Source organism: Caballeronia sp. DA-9, assembly GCF_051615025.1.
Classification (GTDB): Bacteria; Pseudomonadota; Gammaproteobacteria; order Burkholderiales; family Burkholderiaceae; genus Caballeronia; species Caballeronia sordidicola.
In genome coordinates this window covers 237,495-256,530 of sequence record NZ_CP195132.1, presented here as the reverse complement: position 1 = coordinate 256,530, position 19,036 = coordinate 237,495, and the positions used below count along the sequence as shown (strand labels likewise).

Below are 19,036 nucleotides of genomic sequence, written 5' to 3'. Positions count from 1 at the left end.
CTTGATCTGGACGCGGCACGGCGCTCAATGAATCCGCCGCGTCGCCGATAACGCCCGCGCCAGCGCGCTCTTCAACACTTCATACCGCACTGGCTTCAGCAGGTAATCGAAGAACAGGATTGCAGCGCTCGGGTCCACGAGATCGGGCGCATACGCGCTGACCGCGATGACCGGCAGACTCGCGCCGGAAGCGCGCCGCGCCCGGTACTCGTTGACAAACGAATATCCGTCCTTACCCGGCATGTGCAGATCCGCCAGGATCACGTCGACCTGATTTGTCTCCAGCCACGCGAGCGCGCTGTCCACGTCGCTCATCGCCACGCTTGCATAACCCAGATGCGCAAGCATTTCCGAGAGCGACTCGCGAATCGAATTGTGGTCGTCTATCACCAGCACGCGCGCCTTTTTTAGCGGTGGCAAGTCGGCCGGCGCGCGCTCGCGTTCGGGCACATGCGCGACGGGCGCTGCCGGCAAGCTCACGCGAAACGCCGCCCCCTGTCCAATGTCGCTCGATACGTTCACCACGCCGCCCAGCAATTCGACCAGGCCGCGAACGACGGCGAGGCCCATGCCCGCGCCATCGAAACGGCGGGTCGTCGACGAATCCAGTTGCGTGAATTCCTTGAAGATGAGCGGCAACTGTTCGCGCGCAATGCCAGGGCCCGTATCCACCACGGAAATGTCGAGGCGCTCTAGCGTGCGCTCGAAACGGACATCGATGGAACCGGAATCCGTGTACTTGATGGCGTTCGTCACCAGGTTGGTCACGATCTGCCGCAGCCGGTGCTGATCCGATTCGATCAGCCCTGCTTCCCCTGCGAACTGCCCGCGCAGCACCAGGCCTTTGGCGCTCGCGGCCGGCGTGTTCGCATCGACGATGGAATCGAGCAGTTCCATTGGATCGAACACGGTCAGGCGCAATTCCAGTTTGCCCGCGCCAAGCCGCGCGAAGTCGGTGAGGTCACGCATCTGCGCCTCGAGATGGCGCGCGCCGGTTTCGAGCCGCTGGATGATCTTGCGGTCGCTTTCGCTATGCAGGTTCAGTTCCAGCAGTTCCACCGACGAAACAATGGCGTGCAGCGGCGTGCGCAGTTCATGACTGATCATGCCGAGAAACGCGTCCTTCGCCTGCGATGCTTCACGTGCGGCACGCGTCGCCTGATGCTGCGCCTCAAGCGCGGCACGTTGCTGATGAATCAGCCGCGAGCGGCGATACCCGTTGAGCAGCAGCATGGCCGTGGCGACCATGGAAAGCAGCGCGAGCAGCATGCCGCCCGCGAACAGATAACGGCGCTTGGAAACGAAATCACGCACGATGTAGTCGCGCTCCGCCACATCCACCACACGGCGTCCGTTCGCCAGTTCGTTCACGGCATCCTGGTTCTGCCGCAACACGCCAATGATCCTGAGCGTGCGTGACGGGTCGGTACTCAATGCATCCATATCCGGTTCGATGGATGCAAGCGCGGCGTCGAGTTGCCGCAGGATTTCCTGCTGCCTGTTGCGAAGCGCTTCGCGATCGGCAAGCATCGACGTGGAGGACGTGACAATGGCAAGCTTCGATTGCAGGATCTCGAAGCGAAGCTGAATCTCATCGACATTGGCGTCAATCCCGCTTCGGAACAGCAATACCTGATTGCCAAAGCGGCCATAGGCTATCTGGAATTGCGCGCCGTCCCAGTAAAAGCCATCGTATGGCAAGGCGAGTTGCGCCGTACTCTGGTTGGCGAGCAAGCCCGTGTAAAGCAGATAACCCACGCCCGCGAGCGGCGGTGCAATGGCTGCCGCGAACAGCAACGCAACCTTCAGGCGGCGAAACGGCGCACCGATCATTTAAGGACAAGCGCCTTGATTTGCCATACGAACTTCGCGTCAGCCACTGAACCCGTCAGTTCGCGCGGGTACGCATCGCGTGGGTAGATCAGGAACAACGGACCGAAGTTGCTGACCTTCAAACGCGTGCCGTTCATGCTGTACGCGAGGATTGCGCCGTAGCGTTCGGCTTCCGAAACACGCACGGTGTAAGCGTAGTCGTCGAGCGTGCGAAGCTCCACCCACTCGGCATGCGCGTCCACGAGTTGCAGGATATCGGCGAGCCTGGGACCTGAAAACGTGGACTTGGGTGTCCATCTTGTCGAGGTCGTGATGGTGTGGATCGGCAACTTCATGAACTCGGCCTCGCTGATCCTGTACACGGTATGGTCGGGATCATTCGTGCGGCCAATCTTCCCCTCGACTTCCAGCGTCAATGGCGCTGCATGCGCCATGAGCGGCGCGCATGCAAGCGCCAGCAGCAACAAGATGCAACGGATCACGTCGAACTTTTTCATTACCGTCAGTGTTGTTCCTCGAAGGCGCGCGCCGCACGTTCGGACGCCACCACGATCAGCTTCATGGTCGCGCGCGTCGCGCCGACAAAAAACTTCCGCGCAACCTGTTCGTCGAAGGCGTCGAAGTCGACTTCCGTAAAGATCACGCACGGTGCGGACTGGCCCTTGAACCTGTAGATGGATTCGAGCAGCACGTCGCCTTCACGATATTCCGGATTCCCGAACAAATCGTAAGTCCCGGTAAAACTGCGCAAGCGATGCGGCCCGAGATGTTCGACCGAAGTCAGCACAGACCCCTCTCTGCCGCGAAACGACAGCACCGCAATATCCTGCTTGCGATACCCGAGCGCGAGCGCCTGCGTGATGGCGCGCTTGGTCGCTTCGATCACTTCGTCGGGATGACCGTTTTCATACGTCGACAAACTGACCTCCGAGCCGTCGAACGGACTGCCTGCGTCAAGCCGCACCTCGCGCCCGACTATCCGGCGGATGTACGCAAGCAAGTCACGCGGACTGCGGTAATTCGTGGTCTCGCGTAGCGTCGTCCATCCCGGCAGCGGCACGGGGTCGCGAAAATAGAGATTCTGCATCGGGTCTTCGAGCCACCACCACGCGCCGTCCGGCTTGAGAAGACGCGCAAGCGCGTCGACCCAGACCGCATGAAAATCCTGGCCTTCATCGACAATCAGCACGTCGAACTTCCAGTGCTCCGCAATATCCACATTCGCGAAGCGCTCTTCCAGCGTGGTGAACACGTTCGGCTGGCTGAAGTCGGGCGGCGCACCCGCGTCGCGCGTCACGGCGGCGCTCAGTTGGTGATAGTTTGCAATTCGCGCTTCGGGAGGCGCCACCAGCCGGATATGATCCGCGAGCGGCCGGTTGAAGCAGACGTAGAGCACGCTGCGGCCTTTCGCTACCGCGTCGCGCATGACCTGCACGGCAAGCTGCGTCTTGCCCGAGCCGGCCGTGCCGATCACGCGCAACCTGAACGGCTCGAACTCGAGGCGGCGCGCCCATGTCGCGAGGCCGCCCGACAGCCGGGTGACGAGCATGTCGGCCTGACCGACCAGCGCGTTGGTATCGGGCGTGAGAGCGAGTTCGTCAGAGAGGAAATGGTGAATCCGCGCGGACGCTTCAAAGCGCGGCTCATCCGGCGGAAGAATCTCGAGGACGACTGACGGCAATTTTGCCTTGCGGCTTGCATCGACGATCCGCGATTCCGGAACGCCTGCAATCGATGCATCCTTGACCGTATAGTCCGGGCAATAAAGCAATTCCTCGATGCGATACGTGCCGGCGCCAAACGCCGCCGTGAATCGCCGATGCAGGTTTTCAAGCGTGCGCGCCAATTGAATGGCGACGTTGCGCTCCTTTTGCATGTAGACCTTCATCAGGCCGGCCGGCGTCTCGCGCAGGAACCCGGCTTTTTGTTCGATCACGAGCACGCGGCCCGACGGCGCGACCACGACGAAGTCCGCTTCGCCGAATACCGAAAATCCTTCGTTGATACGCGTCCAGTGCACGCCGTGATACACGGTGTAGTCATCGGGAAGCCGGGCAAGCAGCGCGAGCGTGTCGAGCTCGCGCACGGCTGCGCCGGTCGCTTCCATATTCTTCCAGTCGTCGGGGACGATTCGAGCCATGCTTCGCCTTCGCGCTAAATACGGGGTTCGGGTGCTTGATCAAGGCCATCGGCGGACGTTTGCCACGTGACGCGCGCCGCCTGATTCAAGCCGGAGTCGGGATATCAGCGGCCATTGTACGCAAGCCGCGCGGGCACCCCGCACCGTGCGCCGTATCAGTCCGCGAAGTCGTATTTGCCGCCGCGTTCGAGCGCGCGCTGATAGGCGGGACGTGCATGAATCCGCTGCAGGAACGCCGCTACATGCGGCAGGGATTTGGCCCCGGCGCGCTGGCTGGCGGCTTCGAGCGGGAAGCTCATTTGCACGTCGGCGGCGCTGAACGTGTCGCCTGCAAACCATTCGGACTTCGATAACTCGCCTTCCACATACCCGAAGTGCAGCTTCAACTGCGGATCGATAAAACTGTCCTGCATGGTCTGCGCGATCCGGCGCGCTATTGGCTTCACGAAGAACGGCATGGGCGCGCTGCCAATGCGCAATGCAACCAGCTTGAGCAACAGTGGCGGCATGGCAGAACCTTCGGCGTAGTGCATCCAGTAGTCATAGCGCAGCCGCTCGGGCGAGATGCCGTGCGGCGGCGCAAAGCGGCCCTCGCCATAACGCTCGTTCAGATACGCCAGGATGGCGCCCGATTCCGCGAGCGTGCGGCCGTCGTCGGTAATGACAGGGGACTTGCCAAGCGGATGCACGGCCCGCAGTTCCGGGGGCGCGAGCATGGTCTTTGGATCGCGTTGATAACGCTTGATGTCGTACTCGACGCCCAATTCTTCCAGCATCCAGAGCACGCGTTGCGAGCGGGAATTATTGAGGTGATGAACTGTAAGCATGTAGGCTTGGCCGTAAGGGTTGAGGTCCGGGCGCGACGCGCAAAGAATACAACACGGCGGCACGCGCGGGGCGCCACGCAAACCGAGCGGTCCTCGGTTTCACGGTGCGTTGCCGGGCTGGGCCCGGTTTATGCGTGGGCGCAGTTCCGGCTTACAGCATTCATACCAACACGCAAATCAAAGGACAATTCAATGACCCTGGTAATTTATCTCGCCGGCTGGCTGATCCTGATCGGTGGCGTTTCGTGGGCGCTCGTCGCCATGCACGTGACGCAGCACACCATCCTGATCGTCGATGTGATCCTGCTCGGCATTGCGGTCATTACAGGCGCGACGCGCGCGCGCAACCGGGACCGGTCGTAGGTTCGTATCGCGTGAGCCAATGCCCGTCGCGCGCCAGAATTCGCTGCTAGGACAACACGCGCGCGCTGAGCGATTGCTGAATCAGCGTCACAAGCGCATCGGGATGTGCAGGCTTGGTCATGAAATGCTGGAACCCTTCGCCGATACTTCGCAACCGGTACTCTTCGCCGTCATGGCCGGTCAGCGCGATCGCAACCGATGGAATCAGGTTGCCCCGTATTTCATGATCCCGCAAACGTTGGATCAGGTAGAAGCCATCCATCGCCGGCAGGTCGATATCGCAGATCACTGCATCGGGCAGCACGCGAATGGCGGTCTCCGCGCCCTCTTCGGCATCGGCGACGGCAACTACATCCGCGCCTTCTTCTTCCAGCAACATACGCAGTGACTCCCTGCTTTCCAGATCGTCCTCAATCAGCACAATCCGGGCATGCCCCAGTCTCGCTACTTCGTTCATCATTATCTTTTCGTACAGCTCAAACAGGATTCCGGTGCCGATGTCGCTACTGCGGTTTCTCACTCACTGCTGGCATTGGACTGCCACAGCACAACGGCGCGAGATCCATGCGACACCGTGTTATAAGCCGCGCACGCCGGTGTCGAACGGTGCGCGGTTCAAGATTTTCAACGGGCGCAGTATGCCTCATTGCTTTCGAGCATCGATACAGCAAAAAACAGACCGACCACAGAAATTGCTTGAGCAACTGCCGCGAAAAGCTTGCTGCACAAGCGTTTTCACCAGCGCAATTTTCGCCAGCGAAGATTCAGAAGTACGGGGCGCGAGGGCAAGCAGGTAACTTTTGGTGCACCAATTTGCATCGGGAAAAATCAGACCTATTGATTCGATTGCGCCGATGTAGAACTTTTGCCGACCGGCCCATGTGCGCGAAGCAGCGCGCGATACTCCGTTGGCGTGAGACCCACAGTCGCCTTGAACTGACGCGTGAATGCGCTGTGATCCGTGTATCCGCACAAGGCCGCCACGTCCGTTACCTTGTCACGCGTGACGAGCAGCGCCGTGGCTGCATCCAGCCTCGTCTTGAGCAGCACCTGTCGCGGCGTCAGGTGAAACACCTTGTGAAAATAGCGCTCGAGTTGCGCAATGGACATGTTCGCCATGGCCGCCAGATGCGGCATGTTCAACGGCTGCACAAAGTTGCACTGGATATGCTGGACTACCGCGGCAAGCCGGCTATATGCGGGGTGCGTGCTTTCATCCGCTTGCAGGTCGCGCGAGATGCCCGCGAGGCCGACCACATTGCCATGTGCATCATGCAGCGGCTGTTTCGATGTCATGCACCACCCAGGCTGCCGCGCCGGATAGAGATGCAGTTCGAGCTGGTCGATCATGGCGTTGCCCTGCGCCAGGACCGCCCTGTCCTGCGCCGTGTAGATGCGCCCGAAGCGCTGCGGAAACACCTCTTCGGCGGTCTTGCCCAACAAGCCAAACTTGTCTTTCAGGCCACAGCGCGAAGCGAGCGCACGGTTCACAAGGGCGTAGCGCGCCTCCCTGTCTTTCACGAAGAACACGATGTCGGGCATCGCGTCGAAGACCGGTTCGAGCAGCCTGAAATGCTCCAGCATGGAATCGAGCGTGGGCGCGCCCGCGGGAGACCGCAGCGCGGCATGCAGGCCCGGCTGCCCGCTCCCGCTCATGTGCCCGTTCTGTTGCGCGCGCGGCGCCGGACGGTCTGTCGTGGTGATCATTCGCGTCTCGCTGGCGTCGTCGATTTCCGCGAGTGGCGCCTTCAGCACACTGCGTTGCGACCGATTATAGAGTCGGCTCGCGCGCGTCAAAATTGGTATTGACCGCAAGCGGCTCAGGTAGCCTCAGGCGGCCGCAATGCCCCGGACAAACGGATCGGTATCATCGAAACACAGCTGGCCTTGCGCCATGATATGCGCGCGGCCCGTGATGACCGGAATCACCGCCGTTTTGTCCATGTCGTTCGTCTCGTTCGTGCGCCGGTAACTCGCTTCGAATACGCTGCCGATAATGCTTTCCTGCCGCCATATCTCTCCCTCGGCAAGCTTGCCGTCTTCCGCCAGACACGCGACTTTTGCGCTCGTGCCCGTGCCGCACGGCGAACGATCGTAGGCGCTGCCCGGACACAGCACGAAGTTGCGGCTGTCGATGCCTTCACGCGGCGAGTCCGCAAACAGTTCGATGTGATCGATCAGCGCGCCATTTGCGCCGGTAATGTTCTGCGCCTGCAGCGCATTGCGTACGGCATTCGTAAATACGGTCAGCCTGCCGATGTTGCTTGCAGCGATTTCCTGGCCGTGGTCCGCTGCAAGGAAAAACCAGTTTCCTCCCCATGCAATATCGCCGGTTATGGATCCATGACCCGGAACATCTACAGTGAGCGCGTGGTGAAATCTATACGCGGGGACATTGCGCACGCTTACGCTGCCGTCGTGATTGAGCGTGGCTTCCACAACGCCCGCCGGCGTCTGGATTCTATGCGATCCAGCCCGAATTTTCCCAAGATATGCGAGCGATACAACCAGGCCTATCGTCCCATGGCCGCACATGCCGAGATAACCGACGTTATTGAAAAAGATGACCGCTGCCGCGCACTCGGGAGCATCCGGCTCGCACAACAATGCGCCGACGAACACGTCGGAACCGCGCGGCTCCGTGACAACGCCTGTGCGCCAATCGTCGTGTAGTTCCCGCAGGGTATGGAAGCGCTCGGCCAGCGTGCCGGCGCCAAGCTCCGGTCCTCCGGATACGACCAGGCGCGTAGGTTCGCCACCGGTATGGGAATCGATGAATTCGAGGGTTTTCATGCTGTCATCGTAGGAATTGGGGTGCGCGGCGTCTTGGTCGCACTAGGCGCGTTCCATGCCGATTTCAGCATAATTATTAGACTGGCTTGAATTCTTTAGCGCCTTGCGAAGCATGCGTTTTATTGGATCGCCAACGAATTTTATTATGCCGAAATCGGCACTTTGCCTGCGTGCACGATGCAAGACGAGCCTTGATGCAATGCTTAGACTCGTTTCAATTCATTATTGTCAGGAGCGCTGCCGTGGCACATATCTGGGAAGGCGTCATGCCTGCCGTAACAACGAAGTTCAATGCCGATTTCAGCATAGATCAAGCGTGGACTGGGAAGAACATTGAAGCGCAAATTGCAGCGGGCGTGGATGGGATCATCGTGTGCGGATCGCTTGGGGAAGCCTCCACGCTGTCGCTCGACGAAAAGCTGGACGTGCTTGATATCGCCGTCGATGCAGCACGGGGACGGGTACCCGTGCTGCTGACTATCGCCGAGAACAGCACGCTCGACGGATGCCGCCAAGCTGAGCTCGGCGTGAAGCATGGCGCAGCCGGGTATATGGTCTTGCCGGGCTTGCGCTACATATCGGATCGTCGCGAGACGTTGAATCATTATCGTGTGATCGCAAGCGCCAGTCCCCTGCCGATCATGGTCTACAACAATCCGCTTGCTTACGGCGTGGACGTGACGCCTGACATGTTCGCCGAACTCGCCGACGAAAAGAAGTTCGTCGCGATCAAGGAGTCGGCTGGCGACGTGCGCCGCTTCACCGACCTCATCAACGCAGTCGGCGATCGCTATGCCCTCTTTTGCGGCGTCGATAACCTTGCGATGGAAGCCGTCCTGATGGGCGCGCACGGCTGGGTTGCCGGACTCGTGTGCGCCTTCCCTGAAGAGACGGTAGCCATCTTCAAGCTTCTCAAGGCCGGCCGCCTGGACGAAGCACGCACTATCTACCGTTGGTTTGCGCCAATGCTCGCACTCGATGTCTCCACGAAGCTCGTGCAGAACATCAAGCTGGCGGAAGCAATCGCAGGTCTCGGCACCGAACCGGTCCGTCCTCCGCGCTTGCCGCTTGCGGGCGACGAACGGCGTGAGGTCGAAGCGCTGATCCGTCGCTCGATCGAGACACGCCCGGTCTTGCCCGCTTGTTAAACATCGCAGCGCCGGACAACTTCCGGCGCTTTTCCTAGATTAAGACACCGCACTTTCCCCTGCGCCCGCCGCACCTCGAAACGTCTTCATCATGAAGACGGCTTAAGCAACGATATCCCCGTCCCCAAGCCGCAAGAAACAAACAAGCGAGGCATAAAAATCGCTTTCGTTATATTCTTCCATATATCACGGTACTATCTCGCGAGCCGGATATCGTTCTTCCGGCTCGACGAAACATATGCTATCCAAAGCACTACAAGGAGTTCCCGATGTCCGGGCAACAGGCACGCTCACCTCGCATCGCAGCGTCGATATCAATCCCGCACGGTCTGTCGGGCGCAATCACACCGCTCAATACTGCGCGCGATCCGGAGCACACAGCGGCGATCAGGGAAGTTGTCGATGCGTTCCGGAACCTTCATGCAAGCGTCGCCCGCTTTGTACTGATGCTCGAAGACTTGCTCGGCGACGCCCGCTCGCTCGAAGCGACAACCGGGCAGTCACTGGGCGAGCTTTTATCGGTGCTCTACGAGCATGCCCAAGCATTCGGCTTTGTGCGCCTCGACGATTTGCGCTTTGCCATAGAAACGGCGCGCTCGGCTGAACAGCAACGCGACCTGGTCTTCCAGATCATGCCGGGAAGCGGGACCGAAAGCCTGCAGCGCGTGGCCGCCAGCTTTCAACGTCTCGACGCAACCTTCGTCGGCCTTTGTGTCGAGCACGTGCTCGAGCAGCATTACCGCGACCGCGTGAACAGCGGCGCGTCTGTCTAGCAGCAATCCAGCGTCGTTTGATTTTTGCCAGTACGGTCACGCCAGCACGGCCGTTCAGATTCGCACCGTTATATTCGATGGTATATTTCGATATCCATGCTTTGGACAGACATCATGTCAATTTTTGTCCAGACGCCTGAAATCCAGATCGATTCGAGGTGAATGTGCAATCCGTTCCCCCTTTCCGCCTTGCTCGTACGCCTTCCAGCGAATCCGGCAGCAGTACAGGCGCTTACAAAGGCTTGTCGGCTGACGCATGCTGCGCGCCTTCGGAAGCACAGCTTCGCAGCGCGAACCGCCGCGCGCGCCTGGTCGATCTGGATTCGCATTTGCATTGCTCCATTATCGGAACTTGCCTTAGCACGAACGAACTGAGGAAGCTCGTTCCCAAATTCACCGATCTCGACAAGCAGCACGCAAGCGATCTGGAAATTCATCACGCGGCGGTCGAACTTGCCATAGACGGCGGTCCGGGCGCGAAGGCCTTGCAGAAAGCACTCGATACGCGTTATTCGGGCGCAGTGCGGCGCTTCGAAGTGGCGAAGAGTCCCGAAGCGTTATTGGCGCTGTGGAAAGAAGCGCTCAAGAGCGGCGACATTCCGCCCGCTTACTGGGCGTTGATGACGCATCCCCAAGCCATCATGAGTGTGCGGCAAGTCGCGTTCGGCGACTTGCACATGCTGTCGCATCTGGTCGGCGCCGCCAACCGGGCGGACATTCGCCGGCTGGTTGCACTGGAGGAAGAAAATGCGGCGCTCAAGGACAAGATCGAGCGCCAGCAAAACAAGCTGCACGAACAGAGCCGCGAGCGCGATGCCACCATCCGCGAACTGACAGAACAACTCGCGGAGTTGTCGGCAAAGGCGCAGCGTGCACCCGATGTATCGGAGGGAAGTCTGGAAGCCGAAGTACAGGCGCTTCGCGAAGCACTGGTTGCGCGCGACGAAAAGCTGGCAATCCACACGAGCCGGCGCGAAGCCGCGGAACAACGGGCGATCAGCGAGCAAAATTACGCGCGCACGCTCAGCGCGCGCCTTGACGACACCATTGCGGCGCTCAACATCGTGCAGGCCGAATGCAGCGCACTGGAGCGCGCCGTGCTCGCCCAGGGAGACGACGCAGGATCGCGCGGCGCGGACCTCGACAATCTGGCAGGCAAGCGTGTGGTTTATGTTGGCGGCCGGCCAGGATCGAATGCCGCGCTAAGGCAACTGGTCGAATCGGCGGGTGGCGATTTCGTCGTGCATGACGGCGGGATAGAAGACCGAAAGGGCATGTTCGCGGCCGCGCTGCCGCGAGCGGATATCGTGGTATTTCCGGTCGATTGCATCGATCACGATTCCATGAACCTGCTCAAGCGCGTCTGCGATCGCCATCAGGTGGACTACCATCCGGTGCGGACCGCAAGCGTGGCAAGTTTTATGGAATTGATGGCGCGCCTGGGGCGAACCGCCGCCAGAAAGGATTCCCGAAGCGACTCCCGTAACGACTTCCAAACGGCCTCCCAACCGCCGGCTTCCCGCTTTTGCCTGAAGCACGGCTAGGGTCCGTCAGCGCTTCATCATCCGGATCAGCGAGGAAATCTGCGTTGAGCAGCTCCTTGCGGCTTCTTCTTCAATCTCGCGATAAAGCCGCACGATCTTTTCACCGACCGGGGTCAACACGCACCCACCACCCGACGACCCGCCGGTTTCCGAGGACGTCGCCGGCGTCTTCAGCGTGCCGTTCAATTCATCGATAAGCAGCCAGGCCCGGCGATAAGACATGCCGAGACTGCGTGCAGCGGCCGAAATGGAGCCATGCTCACGCACAGCCTCGAGCAGATCGATTTTTCCCGGTCCTATCGCAACTGCGTCCGCCTGGCGAATGCGCATGCGAAAACGCACCTCGGGTCGACCGGACGCGGATCGGGTTGGGTCTTTCGTGGAATTGGCCATGCGCGAAAGCATACACGAGCGAGGCAGGGCGAGGCATGACCGGCCCGCTACATGAGCGTTCGTGCTACGGGCCAGAACCAAAACAGTATGAAAAATCCTCGCAGCCCGGGCATCCAGGCGCGGGGCGGGGCGGCACGCCCAAAGACAAAGCAAGTTCTCGCGCGAGAAATTTCTTCCATCGTGTCCCGTCGGTATTGCGGGCTACGAGCACTGGAAAATACCGTTGCAGCATGGCGGTCATTTCATCACGTCCGCTCAATCCCAGATCGCGCCATAAATGATCGGGCCGCAAGCACGCATGCGCGATGACCGTGACGAGGCATCGCGCCTCAGTTAAATCAGCGGAATCAGCAATTCGACTTAGCAAAAAACCGCTAAGCGCTTTGACGAATGCTGCATGTTCTTCGGAGTGGATCGGCATATCCGCGGCAGGCGCTGTCATTGCGCCGAAATGCCTGCTATAGAGCCAGGACCTTTGCTCATTCGATAAGCCCAGTAAATGCGGTTCTTCGTGCGCACCAAGCAGCGTTGCAAATAGAACCGTGTCTGGAGAATGCGGATTCGCCGAGGCGGCAAGCAATTCGGCGCAAGTCGTACGCATTGAATGCAGAGGTGCCATTAATGAGCGTCAAGCATGAGTTAAGCCGCGCGGGCAACTAGTATGCCACGCCATGCGCGCCGTCAAGCGATTGTGTCTTGAACCCTACAAACTCAAAAATCACGTTTACCAATTGCTGACCCATCGCTATATTCCGGTCGATATTTCGTAATTGAAATACACCTGCACTAGAAAGCCTGATCGCTGCACACCTAAGCAGCATCGACCTAATACAAAACCAGGAAAAGACAATGAACAAGAAGATTGTTGCGGCCGCGGTACTGAGCACATTCGGGATAGCCGCACATGCACAAAGCAGCGTGACGCTATATGGCTTGATCGACGCGGGCGTGAGCTACGTCAGCAATGCTGCGACGGCGACGGGACATGATCATTTGTTCCGTTATGGCGATGGTGTCGCTCAAGGCAGCCGCTGGGGCCTGCGCGGTGCGGAAGATCTGGGTGGCGGCCTGCAAGCCATCTTCACCTTGGAAAGCGGCTTCAGCTCCGGTGACGGCACGCTCGGCCAGGGCGGTGCGCTGTTCGGCCGCCAGGCTTATGTAGGTATTGCAAAGAAAGACGTGGGCTCGTTCACGCTCGGCCGGCAGTATTCGTTCTCGACCGACTATCTTGGCGGCAGCTATTCAATGGGCGGCCAGACGCCAGCCGGCAACTATGCTTACCACATCAACGACCTGGACCAGCTCACGTCTAGCCGTATCAACAACTCGGTCAAGTTCAGCAGCGCCAATTTCGCTGGCCTGACCTTCGGCGCCTTGTACGGCTTCTCGAACCAGGCAGGATCGTTCGCAGGTTCGCCGACCACCACCGCCGGCACCACGACCACGCAAGGTTCGTCGAGCACGGTCAGCGCGGGCGTCAACTATGCGCAAGGTCCGTTTGGCATTGGCGCGGCGTACACGAATATCCGCTTCCCGAACGGCGCGACACCTGCGTTCAGCGTGAGCATCGCGAACGTGAACACCGGCGGCTTGCGTGACCTCGAAACCTTCGGCGTTGGCGCACGATACATGATTGGCGCCGGTACGGTCTGGGGTCTCTGGACGCACACCAGTTTCGAGCCGATCACCGGAGCGCAATCGAAGCTGAACAACTATGAACTGGGCGGAAAGTACGCATTTACGCCGGCATTGAGCGCAGGTCTGGGCTATACGTTCTCGAAGCTCGACGACAACTTCGAAGGCAAGTGGCACCAGATCAACAGCACGATCGACTACGCGTTCTCTAAGCGTACCGACGTATACGGGATTGTGGTTTATCAGAAGGCGTCGGGCAGCAATACGGTCAACGGCCGTAACGTTCCGGTGCAGGCAGAAATTGGTTCAAGCTCCAGTTTCCTCGGTAACTCGGGAACCGGTGCGAACAATCAGGTCGCGGTGCGTATTGGCTTGCGCCATAAGTTCTGATTAATGGTTCAAGGCGAGCGCCACAACTGGCGCTTGCCCTTAATTTCCGCTTGTTCTCAAGTTCATTACGTAGCCTAGACTGTCAAAACACGGGCTACGATTCGCGCAAGCCGTTTCACATGACGCGGAGCAGGAAGAATGTCAGCGCCCGAAAACAATATGGGTGCACCTTCCTCGCTGGTAATTGTCCGGCCGCCACATTCGTAAGCCACGATCACGCGCTCTCCCACGGGCGTATTGAACAATTCGTGCCACGAGAAAGTCACCACGTAGCCATCCTGCGCCACTGCCATGAATACCGTCCGCTTGAATTCGCCCGGCGGCTCGGGCCGCAAGCCGGCTTTCAGGATCAGATCCTTTAATAACACCCCACGATACGTATCGACGCTTCGAATAAAGCGATTGGTCGTATAGCAGCGAAGGTCGAAGGGGTCTGAGACAACAGTAGGCTGGTCCCTGAATTCCCCGAGGTCGACGCTCAAGGGACGCAGGAAATCACCCTCCAGCGAAATGACAATCCTGGCGTCTTCGACCACGAGTGCCTGAGCATTGGCATCACTCATTTTTTTTACCCTCCAGGGACCGGTTGCAGGCGACTGACATGCATTATATCCACGCGAATATTACGCCATCAGACTGCGGCGCCAACATTTGCCTGGACCATATTGACCATACAGGTTCTCGCATATGCGCCTTGTGTCCGGGAACGGACCCGCGACCACGCGTTATATTAGGGGTCCCGTCGGAATGAGAACCACAATGGCATCTCCAAATTTACCCAAGCGCTTTGTCAGTTTCCCGAGTCTCTTTTCTTGCGCCTTGTCGGCAGCAGCGGCGTTATTCCTTGCGGGCTGCGGATCTGCGCAAGTCGCCAGCGCTCCTCAACGGATAGCGCTCGATGCTCGGCCAAACAGCGTTGCCATTGCCCCGGTCAATGGCCGTATTTTCATCACCGACGACAAAACCAACAGCGTGCTTGCATCGACCGATGGCAAGAACTTTGCACCGTACGCGGTCATTCCGGAAAACCCGGGGCAACCGAATGCCTTGAGTCAAGTAACCATTTCGTCTGAGGGCACGTTACTGGCCGGACGCTTCGGGTTTGGGACGTCAGGCGCCGTGCTTGAAATCGGCGCGGATAAATCCGTGTCGGCACTGACCGGGTTGGATCCCGCGCGGCGAAGGCTTGGACTGGCCGCTATCGGGCCGGGAAAACTGCTTTCTACATGGTTCGTCAAGAATGCCAACGCGCCGGGAACAGGTGGCATGAGTCTGATCACATATGATGAATCCACGCACGCGGCGTCCGAACGCAACCTGTTATCCGGGCTGGCCAAGCCCGTGGGCGTTGTCGTGCAGGGTGACGCGGTGTTTGTTTCGGATCAGACGAACAACATGATTCTCAAGACCAGTCTTTCCGGCTTGCTAAATCACACACAGCCGGGCGGTCTCCACACCCAGGTCATCAAGATCAACGGTCCCGATCTGTTGGCTATCGATACAACCGGAACGCTCTACACAAAATGCAACGTGACAGCGGTATGCCGGATCGCGCCTGACAGCACCGTGACCGAGGTCGCAAACGATTTCGCCGATGCGCGCGGCGTGGCGCTCGACCCCACGCGCCACCTGCTTTATGTGGTGGACCGCGCAAAAGCCGCTGGCGAAGCCGGCAGCCTTGCGATCATTCCCCTGAACTAAAGCGCTTGCGGCCGCCGATTAATTCCGCTTAGTCATCTACGCCAATGATCACGCTCGATGCCTTGAAGATCGCCGTAGCCAGCTTGCCGGTTGCAAGCGCGAGGCGTTGAGCGCTCTCGTTCGTGACGATCGCCGCGATCTGCGCGCCGCCCGCGACCGTGATCACGACTTCGGTGTTCACGGCGCCTGGCGTCACGGCCGAGATAGTGCCGGCGAAGCTGTTTCTCGCGGACGTCTGGCTATTCGCCACGTCGACCATCACGATCACCGAAGACGCCTTGACCAGCGCAAACGCCGCCTTGCCAGCCACAAGTCCAAGCGATGTCGCGCTGCCATGCGTGATCACCGAGACGATCTCCAGGCCGTCTTTGGCGCGCAGCAGGATCTCGTCGTTCACCGCGCCATGTTTTACATCCACTACTTCGCCAACAAACTGATTTCGGGCGCTGGTACGCATATTCATCTCCGGTTGCGGCGTCCCTCGCCGACATAAACGGCGCGACACAAGGACGCACGTTGTGCTGTGGTTGCCTCTGCAGGCAAGCCGTAAGTTTAACGGGGCGATGTGGCTGGCGCGAGTCAATTTGCACGTAAAACGCGCTTGCGCCGTGACGATGGCGTTAGCGAATTTCATATGTCTCAGCGTAATATATCGCCCTTTATCACGCACTCTGTCATGCGCGCGATCAAGCAAGGTAGCGCCCTGCTTGACACCCTTCAATCAACCTAGAAGAAAGTGGAGAATCAGATGATCCGTAAGGTGATGATGTCCGTTGCAGTGTCAACCGCCGCCCTGTTCGCGCACGCCGCGGCAGCGGACGACAATGTGGTGAATGTCCTGTATGCGGGGTCGCTCGTCAACTTGATGGAGCGCAGCGTCGGCCCTGCGTTCGAGAAGGAAACCGGGCTGCATTTCCAGGGCTACGCCGCCGGTTCCAACAAGATCGCCAATGAGATCAAGGGCAAGCTGCGTCGCGGCGATGTCTTCATCAGCGCAAGCCCGAAGGTCAACACGGGCTTGATGGGCGCCGCCAACGGCGACCATGTCGCGTGGTACGTGACCTTCGCCGAGTCGCCGTTGATGATCGGCTATAACCCGCGCAGCAAGTTTGCCGGCGAATTCAAGACCAAGCGTTGGGACCAGGTGTTGCAGGAGCAGGGAATCAAGATTGGCCGCACCGACCCCAAGCTGGATCCCAAGGGCGCATTCACGGTCGAGATGGTGACGAAGGCGGCCGATCTCTATCACCAGCCGGATCTCGTCGAAAAGACGCTTGGCGCCGCTGAGAATCCCGATCAGGTCCTGCCTGAGGAAACGCTTGTGGGCCGCCTGCAATCCGGACAACTCGACGCCGGCTTCTTCTATTCCACCGAAACCTCGGACCTGAAGATTCCATCCATTCGTCCCGCGCCTGAATTGCAGGCGAAGGCAAGCTACACGCTGACCATCCTGAGCGACGCGCCGAATGCAACGGGCGCCACGCGTTTCACCGACTTCCTGCTGAGCGCGAAAGGACGTGAACTGCTCAAGGAACATGGCGTGGATGTGGTCAAGCCCGCCATAACCGGCAATGCGCAAGCCATGCCGCCGTCGCTCCAGGCCGTGATCGACGCCACTCGATGAAACACACCGTGGCGCGCCCTTTGTCATGGCTCGCAGCGCTGCTCGCAGTCTATTTGTGCGCGCCGTTTCTGGCCAGCATTCCGCAGGTCGGCGCGGCGGACTGGCACGGCGTCGACTGGAACGCGACGTTATCCGCTGTCGCGGTATCCGCAGGAAGCGCCAGCGTCGCGTCGCTTGTTATCCTGATAGGCGGTGTACCGCTCGGTTATCTGCTCGCACGATCCACGTCGCGCCGGGCGGCGTTCCTGGGCTTCATCGTGCAATTGCCGCTTGCTTTGCCGCCGCTTACCAGCGGCGTCTTGCTGCTGTTTCTTCTCGGGCCCTATAGCTGGGTCGGACAACTGACCGGCGGCGCGCTGACCGACTCGTTCGCGGGCATCGTGCTGGCCGAGACGTTTGTGGCCGCGCCGTTTCTCATCATCGCGGCACGCTCGGCGTTCGCCGCCGTCGATCCCATGTTCGAGGACGTGGCGGCGACGCTCGGCCATCGTGCAGGAAGCCGCTTCTTTCGCGTGACGCTGCCGGTCGCGTGGCCTGCGATCAGCGCCGGTCTCGCGCTTGCGTGGCTGCGCGCGTTCGGCGAATTCGGGGCGACCGTGATGGTTGCGTACCACCCGTATTCGTTGCCGGTTTATACGTACGTGGTCTTTGGCGGACAGGGCTTGCCCGCCATGATGCCGCTGCTGCTGCCCACGCTCGCGATTGCCATTGTGTGCGCGGCGATTTCCATCTATAGCCGCAACGGGCGCGCCACGTCGAACGTGCAACGCGTCAATGCGGACGACGCCGACGAAACCCGCCAGGCGCACACCTTGATCGATACAGACGACCGCCGCTTGAGCGTCGCGTTGAAAAAGCGGTTGGGCAGTTTCGATCTTGACATCAATTGGGCGCCGCAAACGCGGCGTCTTGCGATCATCGGAACCTCGGGCTCGGGCAAGTCGATGACGCTGCGCCTGATCGCCGGGCTTGAGACGGGACAGCAGGCAATGGTGTCGATCGGCGGCACTTCCCTTGACGACCTTCCGCCCGAGGCCCGCAAAATCGGTTATATGCCGCAGGACTATGGCCTTTTTCCGCACATGACGGTGGCGCAGCAACTCGCGTTTCCGTTGAACGCGGATGCCGCCAGCGCCAGGCAATGGGTGGATCATCTAGGACTTTCAAGCTTGCTTGGACGCTTGCCGCACGAGCTTTCGTTCGGTCAGCGACAGCGCGTGGCGCTTGCCCGTGCGCTGACGCAACATAGCCAGCTCCTGCTCTTCGATGAACCCTTTGCCGCGCTCGACACGCCGCGCCGCCGACGCCTGCAGCAATCGCTGCGGGAGTTGCAGCGGGAAATATCGGCGGTCACGATCATCGTCACGCATGACCCTGATGAAGCAGCCCTTCTCGCCGACGAAGTCCTGTTGATCGAACATGGCCGCGTGCTGCAGGCAGGTAGCGTCATCGATGTCTTCGAGCGTCCAGCAACGCTGCGCGCGGCGGAGCTTCTGGGCTTGCATAACATCGGGCAAGGCACGCTCGTGGAACCTGGTGTAATTGAACTTGGCGGGTCGCTGCGTCTGCGCGTTGCGCACGCCATTCCAACAGGATGCGAAATCATGTGGCGTGTTCCAGCGCTTGCGATCAGCCGCGCGGAAAACGGCGCGTTCGAGGGCGTTGTGGAGCGGATCGAATTGCGTCGCGGCGAGCGCTACGCACGACTGAAGATCCTGGGTGTTGGGTTCGACATTCCCACCGATGATCCACAACTGAAAATGGGTACTTCACACCGCTTTTCCATCGACACAAACCGATTGACCGTCTGGTCCGTTTAGAAAATATCCGCTGCGCCCGCGCAATAAAAAAGCCGTCAGTTAAATTGACGGC

19 protein-coding genes are annotated in these 19,036 nt (G+C 59.8%); 8 read left to right on the top strand and 11 right to left on the bottom strand.

Translation table 11 applies throughout. The features are described from left to right. Positions 1–24 precede the first annotated feature (24 nt). From ACRWA7_RS07465 to ACRWA7_RS07450, 4 genes are all read right to left on the bottom strand, one after another. On the bottom strand, positions 25–1,833 hold the full coding sequence (locus ACRWA7_RS07465; protein WP_060818244.1) for an ATP-binding response regulator: 1,809 nt from the start codon (positions 1,831–1,833) through the stop codon (positions 25–27). Beyond that, on the bottom strand, positions 1,830–2,330 hold the full coding sequence (locus tag ACRWA7_RS07460) for a molybdopterin-dependent oxidoreductase (protein WP_060818243.1): 501 nt from the start codon (positions 2,328–2,330) through the stop codon (positions 1,830–1,832). The genes ACRWA7_RS07465 and ACRWA7_RS07460 overlap by 4 nt, the downstream gene beginning before the upstream one ends. Positions 2,331–2,335: 5 nt before the next feature. Further along, on the bottom strand, positions 2,336–3,973 hold the full coding sequence (locus ACRWA7_RS07455) for an ATP-binding domain-containing protein (protein WP_438392111.1): 1,638 nt from the start codon (positions 3,971–3,973) through the stop codon (positions 2,336–2,338). 155 nt (positions 3,974–4,128) lie between these two features. After that, positions 4,129–4,800, bottom strand: coding sequence for a glutathione S-transferase family protein (locus tag ACRWA7_RS07450; protein ID WP_060818241.1), 672 nt, complete (start codon positions 4,798–4,800; stop codon positions 4,129–4,131). Between the two features lie 192 nt (positions 4,801–4,992). Here ACRWA7_RS07450 and ACRWA7_RS07445 point away from each other — a divergent pair, with 192 nt between their 5' ends. Then, positions 4,993–5,163 (top strand): hypothetical protein, encoded by a 171-nt coding sequence (locus ACRWA7_RS07445; RefSeq protein ID WP_167353910.1) that lies wholly within the window; start codon positions 4,993–4,995, stop codon positions 5,161–5,163. A 46-nt stretch (positions 5,164–5,209) separates the two neighbouring features. On the opposite strand, the gene ACRWA7_RS07440 is transcribed toward ACRWA7_RS07445, so the two are convergent. From ACRWA7_RS07440 to ACRWA7_RS07430, 3 genes are all read right to left on the bottom strand, one after another. Further along, the gene (locus tag ACRWA7_RS07440; RefSeq protein WP_099050499.1) at positions 5,210–5,623 is read right to left on the bottom strand and encodes a response regulator; all 414 of its coding nucleotides are present in this window, start codon (positions 5,621–5,623) and stop codon (positions 5,210–5,212) included. A 374-nt stretch (positions 5,624–5,997) separates the two neighbouring features. Then, the gene (locus tag ACRWA7_RS07435; RefSeq protein WP_438392834.1) at positions 5,998–6,819 is read right to left on the bottom strand and encodes a helix-turn-helix domain-containing protein; all 822 of its coding nucleotides are present in this window, start codon (positions 6,817–6,819) and stop codon (positions 5,998–6,000) included. 174 nt (positions 6,820–6,993) lie between these two features. Further along, the gene (locus ACRWA7_RS07430; RefSeq protein ID WP_438392110.1) at positions 6,994–7,956 is read right to left on the bottom strand and encodes a 4-hydroxyproline epimerase; all 963 of its coding nucleotides are present in this window, start codon (positions 7,954–7,956) and stop codon (positions 6,994–6,996) included. A gap of 242 nt (positions 7,957–8,198) precedes the next feature. Between ACRWA7_RS07430 and ACRWA7_RS07425 the strand changes: the two genes are divergently transcribed. From ACRWA7_RS07425 to ACRWA7_RS07415, 3 genes are all read left to right on the top strand, one after another. Beyond that, entirely contained in the window at positions 8,199–9,104 is a 906-nt protein-coding gene (locus ACRWA7_RS07425) for a dihydrodipicolinate synthase family protein (RefSeq protein ID WP_438392109.1), read from the top strand. Positions 9,105–9,373: 269 nt separating this feature from the next. Beyond that, entirely contained in the window at positions 9,374–9,877 is a 504-nt protein-coding gene (locus ACRWA7_RS07420) for a hypothetical protein (protein ID WP_438392107.1), read from the top strand. A 164-nt stretch (positions 9,878–10,041) separates the two neighbouring features. Next, positions 10,042–11,421: a DUF2325 domain-containing protein gene (locus ACRWA7_RS07415; protein WP_438392106.1), complete on the top strand. Its 1,380-nt coding sequence runs from the start codon at positions 10,042–10,044 to the stop codon at positions 11,419–11,421. Positions 11,422–11,427: 6 nt separating this feature from the next. Here ACRWA7_RS07415 and ACRWA7_RS07410 read toward each other — a convergent pair whose 3' ends face one another. Continuing rightward, complete coding sequence (locus ACRWA7_RS07410; RefSeq protein WP_438392105.1) at positions 11,428–11,751, bottom strand: winged helix-turn-helix domain-containing protein; 324 nt, start codon at positions 11,749–11,751, stop codon at positions 11,428–11,430. Between the two features lie 127 nt (positions 11,752–11,878). Continuing rightward, complete coding sequence (locus ACRWA7_RS07405) at positions 11,879–12,433, bottom strand: nitrogen fixation protein NifQ (protein WP_438392104.1); 555 nt, start codon at positions 12,431–12,433, stop codon at positions 11,879–11,881. Between the two features lie 230 nt (positions 12,434–12,663). Here ACRWA7_RS07405 and ACRWA7_RS07400 point away from each other — a divergent pair, with 230 nt between their 5' ends. Further along, positions 12,664–13,839, top strand: coding sequence for a porin (locus ACRWA7_RS07400; protein WP_438392103.1), 1,176 nt, complete (start codon positions 12,664–12,666; stop codon positions 13,837–13,839). A gap of 74 nt (positions 13,840–13,913) precedes the next feature. On the opposite strand, the gene ACRWA7_RS07395 is transcribed toward ACRWA7_RS07400, so the two are convergent. Continuing rightward, the gene (locus ACRWA7_RS07395) at positions 13,914–14,402 is read right to left on the bottom strand and encodes a molybdopterin-dependent oxidoreductase (protein ID WP_060818233.1); all 489 of its coding nucleotides are present in this window, start codon (positions 14,400–14,402) and stop codon (positions 13,914–13,916) included. 196 nt (positions 14,403–14,598) lie between these two features. On the opposite strand from ACRWA7_RS07395, the gene ACRWA7_RS07390 reads away from it, so the two are divergent. Further along, complete coding sequence (locus ACRWA7_RS07390; RefSeq protein WP_438392102.1) at positions 14,599–15,540, top strand: hypothetical protein; 942 nt, start codon at positions 14,599–14,601, stop codon at positions 15,538–15,540. A 28-nt stretch (positions 15,541–15,568) separates the two neighbouring features. On the opposite strand, the gene ACRWA7_RS07385 is transcribed toward ACRWA7_RS07390, so the two are convergent. Next, complete coding sequence (locus ACRWA7_RS07385) at positions 15,569–15,997, bottom strand: TOBE domain-containing protein (RefSeq protein ID WP_060818231.1); 429 nt, start codon at positions 15,995–15,997, stop codon at positions 15,569–15,571. 291 nt (positions 15,998–16,288) lie between these two features. Between ACRWA7_RS07385 and ACRWA7_RS07380 the strand changes: the two genes are divergently transcribed. Beyond that, positions 16,289–17,164: an extracellular solute-binding protein gene (locus tag ACRWA7_RS07380; protein ID WP_438392101.1), complete on the top strand. Its 876-nt coding sequence runs from the start codon at positions 16,289–16,291 to the stop codon at positions 17,162–17,164. Further along, positions 17,161–18,984, top strand: a complete 1,824-nt coding sequence (locus ACRWA7_RS07375; RefSeq protein WP_438392100.1) for an ATP-binding cassette domain-containing protein — start codon at positions 17,161–17,163, stop codon at positions 18,982–18,984. The genes ACRWA7_RS07380 and ACRWA7_RS07375 overlap by 4 nt, the downstream gene beginning before the upstream one ends. Positions 18,985–19,036: the final 52 nt, after the last annotated feature.

Coding starts and splice junctions, on each gene's coding strand:
- ACRWA7_RS07465 (WP_060818244.1), bottom strand. CDS start 1,833: ATGATCGGTGCGCCGTTTCGCCGCCTGAAGGTTGCGTTGCTGTTCGCG.
- ACRWA7_RS07460 (WP_060818243.1), bottom strand. CDS start 2,330: ATGAAAAAGTTCGACGTGATCCGTTGCATCTTGTTGCTGCTGGCGCTT.
- ACRWA7_RS07455 (WP_438392111.1), bottom strand. CDS start 3,973: ATGGCTCGAATCGTCCCCGACGACTGGAAGAATATGGAAGCGACCGGC.
- ACRWA7_RS07450 (WP_060818241.1), bottom strand. CDS start 4,800: ATGCTTACAGTTCATCACCTCAATAATTCCCGCTCGCAACGCGTGCTC.
- ACRWA7_RS07445 (WP_167353910.1), top strand. CDS start 4,993: ATGACCCTGGTAATTTATCTCGCCGGCTGGCTGATCCTGATCGGTGGC.
- ACRWA7_RS07440 (WP_099050499.1), bottom strand. CDS start 5,623: ATGATGAACGAAGTAGCGAGACTGGGGCATGCCCGGATTGTGCTGATT.
- ACRWA7_RS07435 (WP_438392834.1), bottom strand. CDS start 6,819: ATGAGCGGGAGCGGGCAGCCGGGCCTGCATGCCGCGCTGCGGTCTCCC.
- ACRWA7_RS07430 (WP_438392110.1), bottom strand. CDS start 7,956: ATGAAAACCCTCGAATTCATCGATTCCCATACCGGTGGCGAACCTACG.
- ACRWA7_RS07420 (WP_438392107.1), top strand. CDS start 9,374: ATGTCCGGGCAACAGGCACGCTCACCTCGCATCGCAGCGTCGATATCA.
- ACRWA7_RS07410 (WP_438392105.1), bottom strand. CDS start 11,751: ATGCGCATTCGCCAGGCGGACGCAGTTGCGATAGGACCGGGAAAAATC.
- ACRWA7_RS07405 (WP_438392104.1), bottom strand. CDS start 12,433: ATGGCACCTCTGCATTCAATGCGTACGACTTGCGCCGAATTGCTTGCC.
- ACRWA7_RS07400 (WP_438392103.1), top strand. CDS start 12,664: ATGAACAAGAAGATTGTTGCGGCCGCGGTACTGAGCACATTCGGGATA.
- ACRWA7_RS07395 (WP_060818233.1), bottom strand. CDS start 14,402: ATGAGTGATGCCAATGCTCAGGCACTCGTGGTCGAAGACGCCAGGATT.
- ACRWA7_RS07390 (WP_438392102.1), top strand. CDS start 14,599: ATGGCATCTCCAAATTTACCCAAGCGCTTTGTCAGTTTCCCGAGTCTC.
- ACRWA7_RS07385 (WP_060818231.1), bottom strand. CDS start 15,997: ATGCGTACCAGCGCCCGAAATCAGTTTGTTGGCGAAGTAGTGGATGTA.
- ACRWA7_RS07380 (WP_438392101.1), top strand. CDS start 16,289: ATGATCCGTAAGGTGATGATGTCCGTTGCAGTGTCAACCGCCGCCCTG.
- ACRWA7_RS07375 (WP_438392100.1), top strand. CDS start 17,161: ATGAAACACACCGTGGCGCGCCCTTTGTCATGGCTCGCAGCGCTGCTC.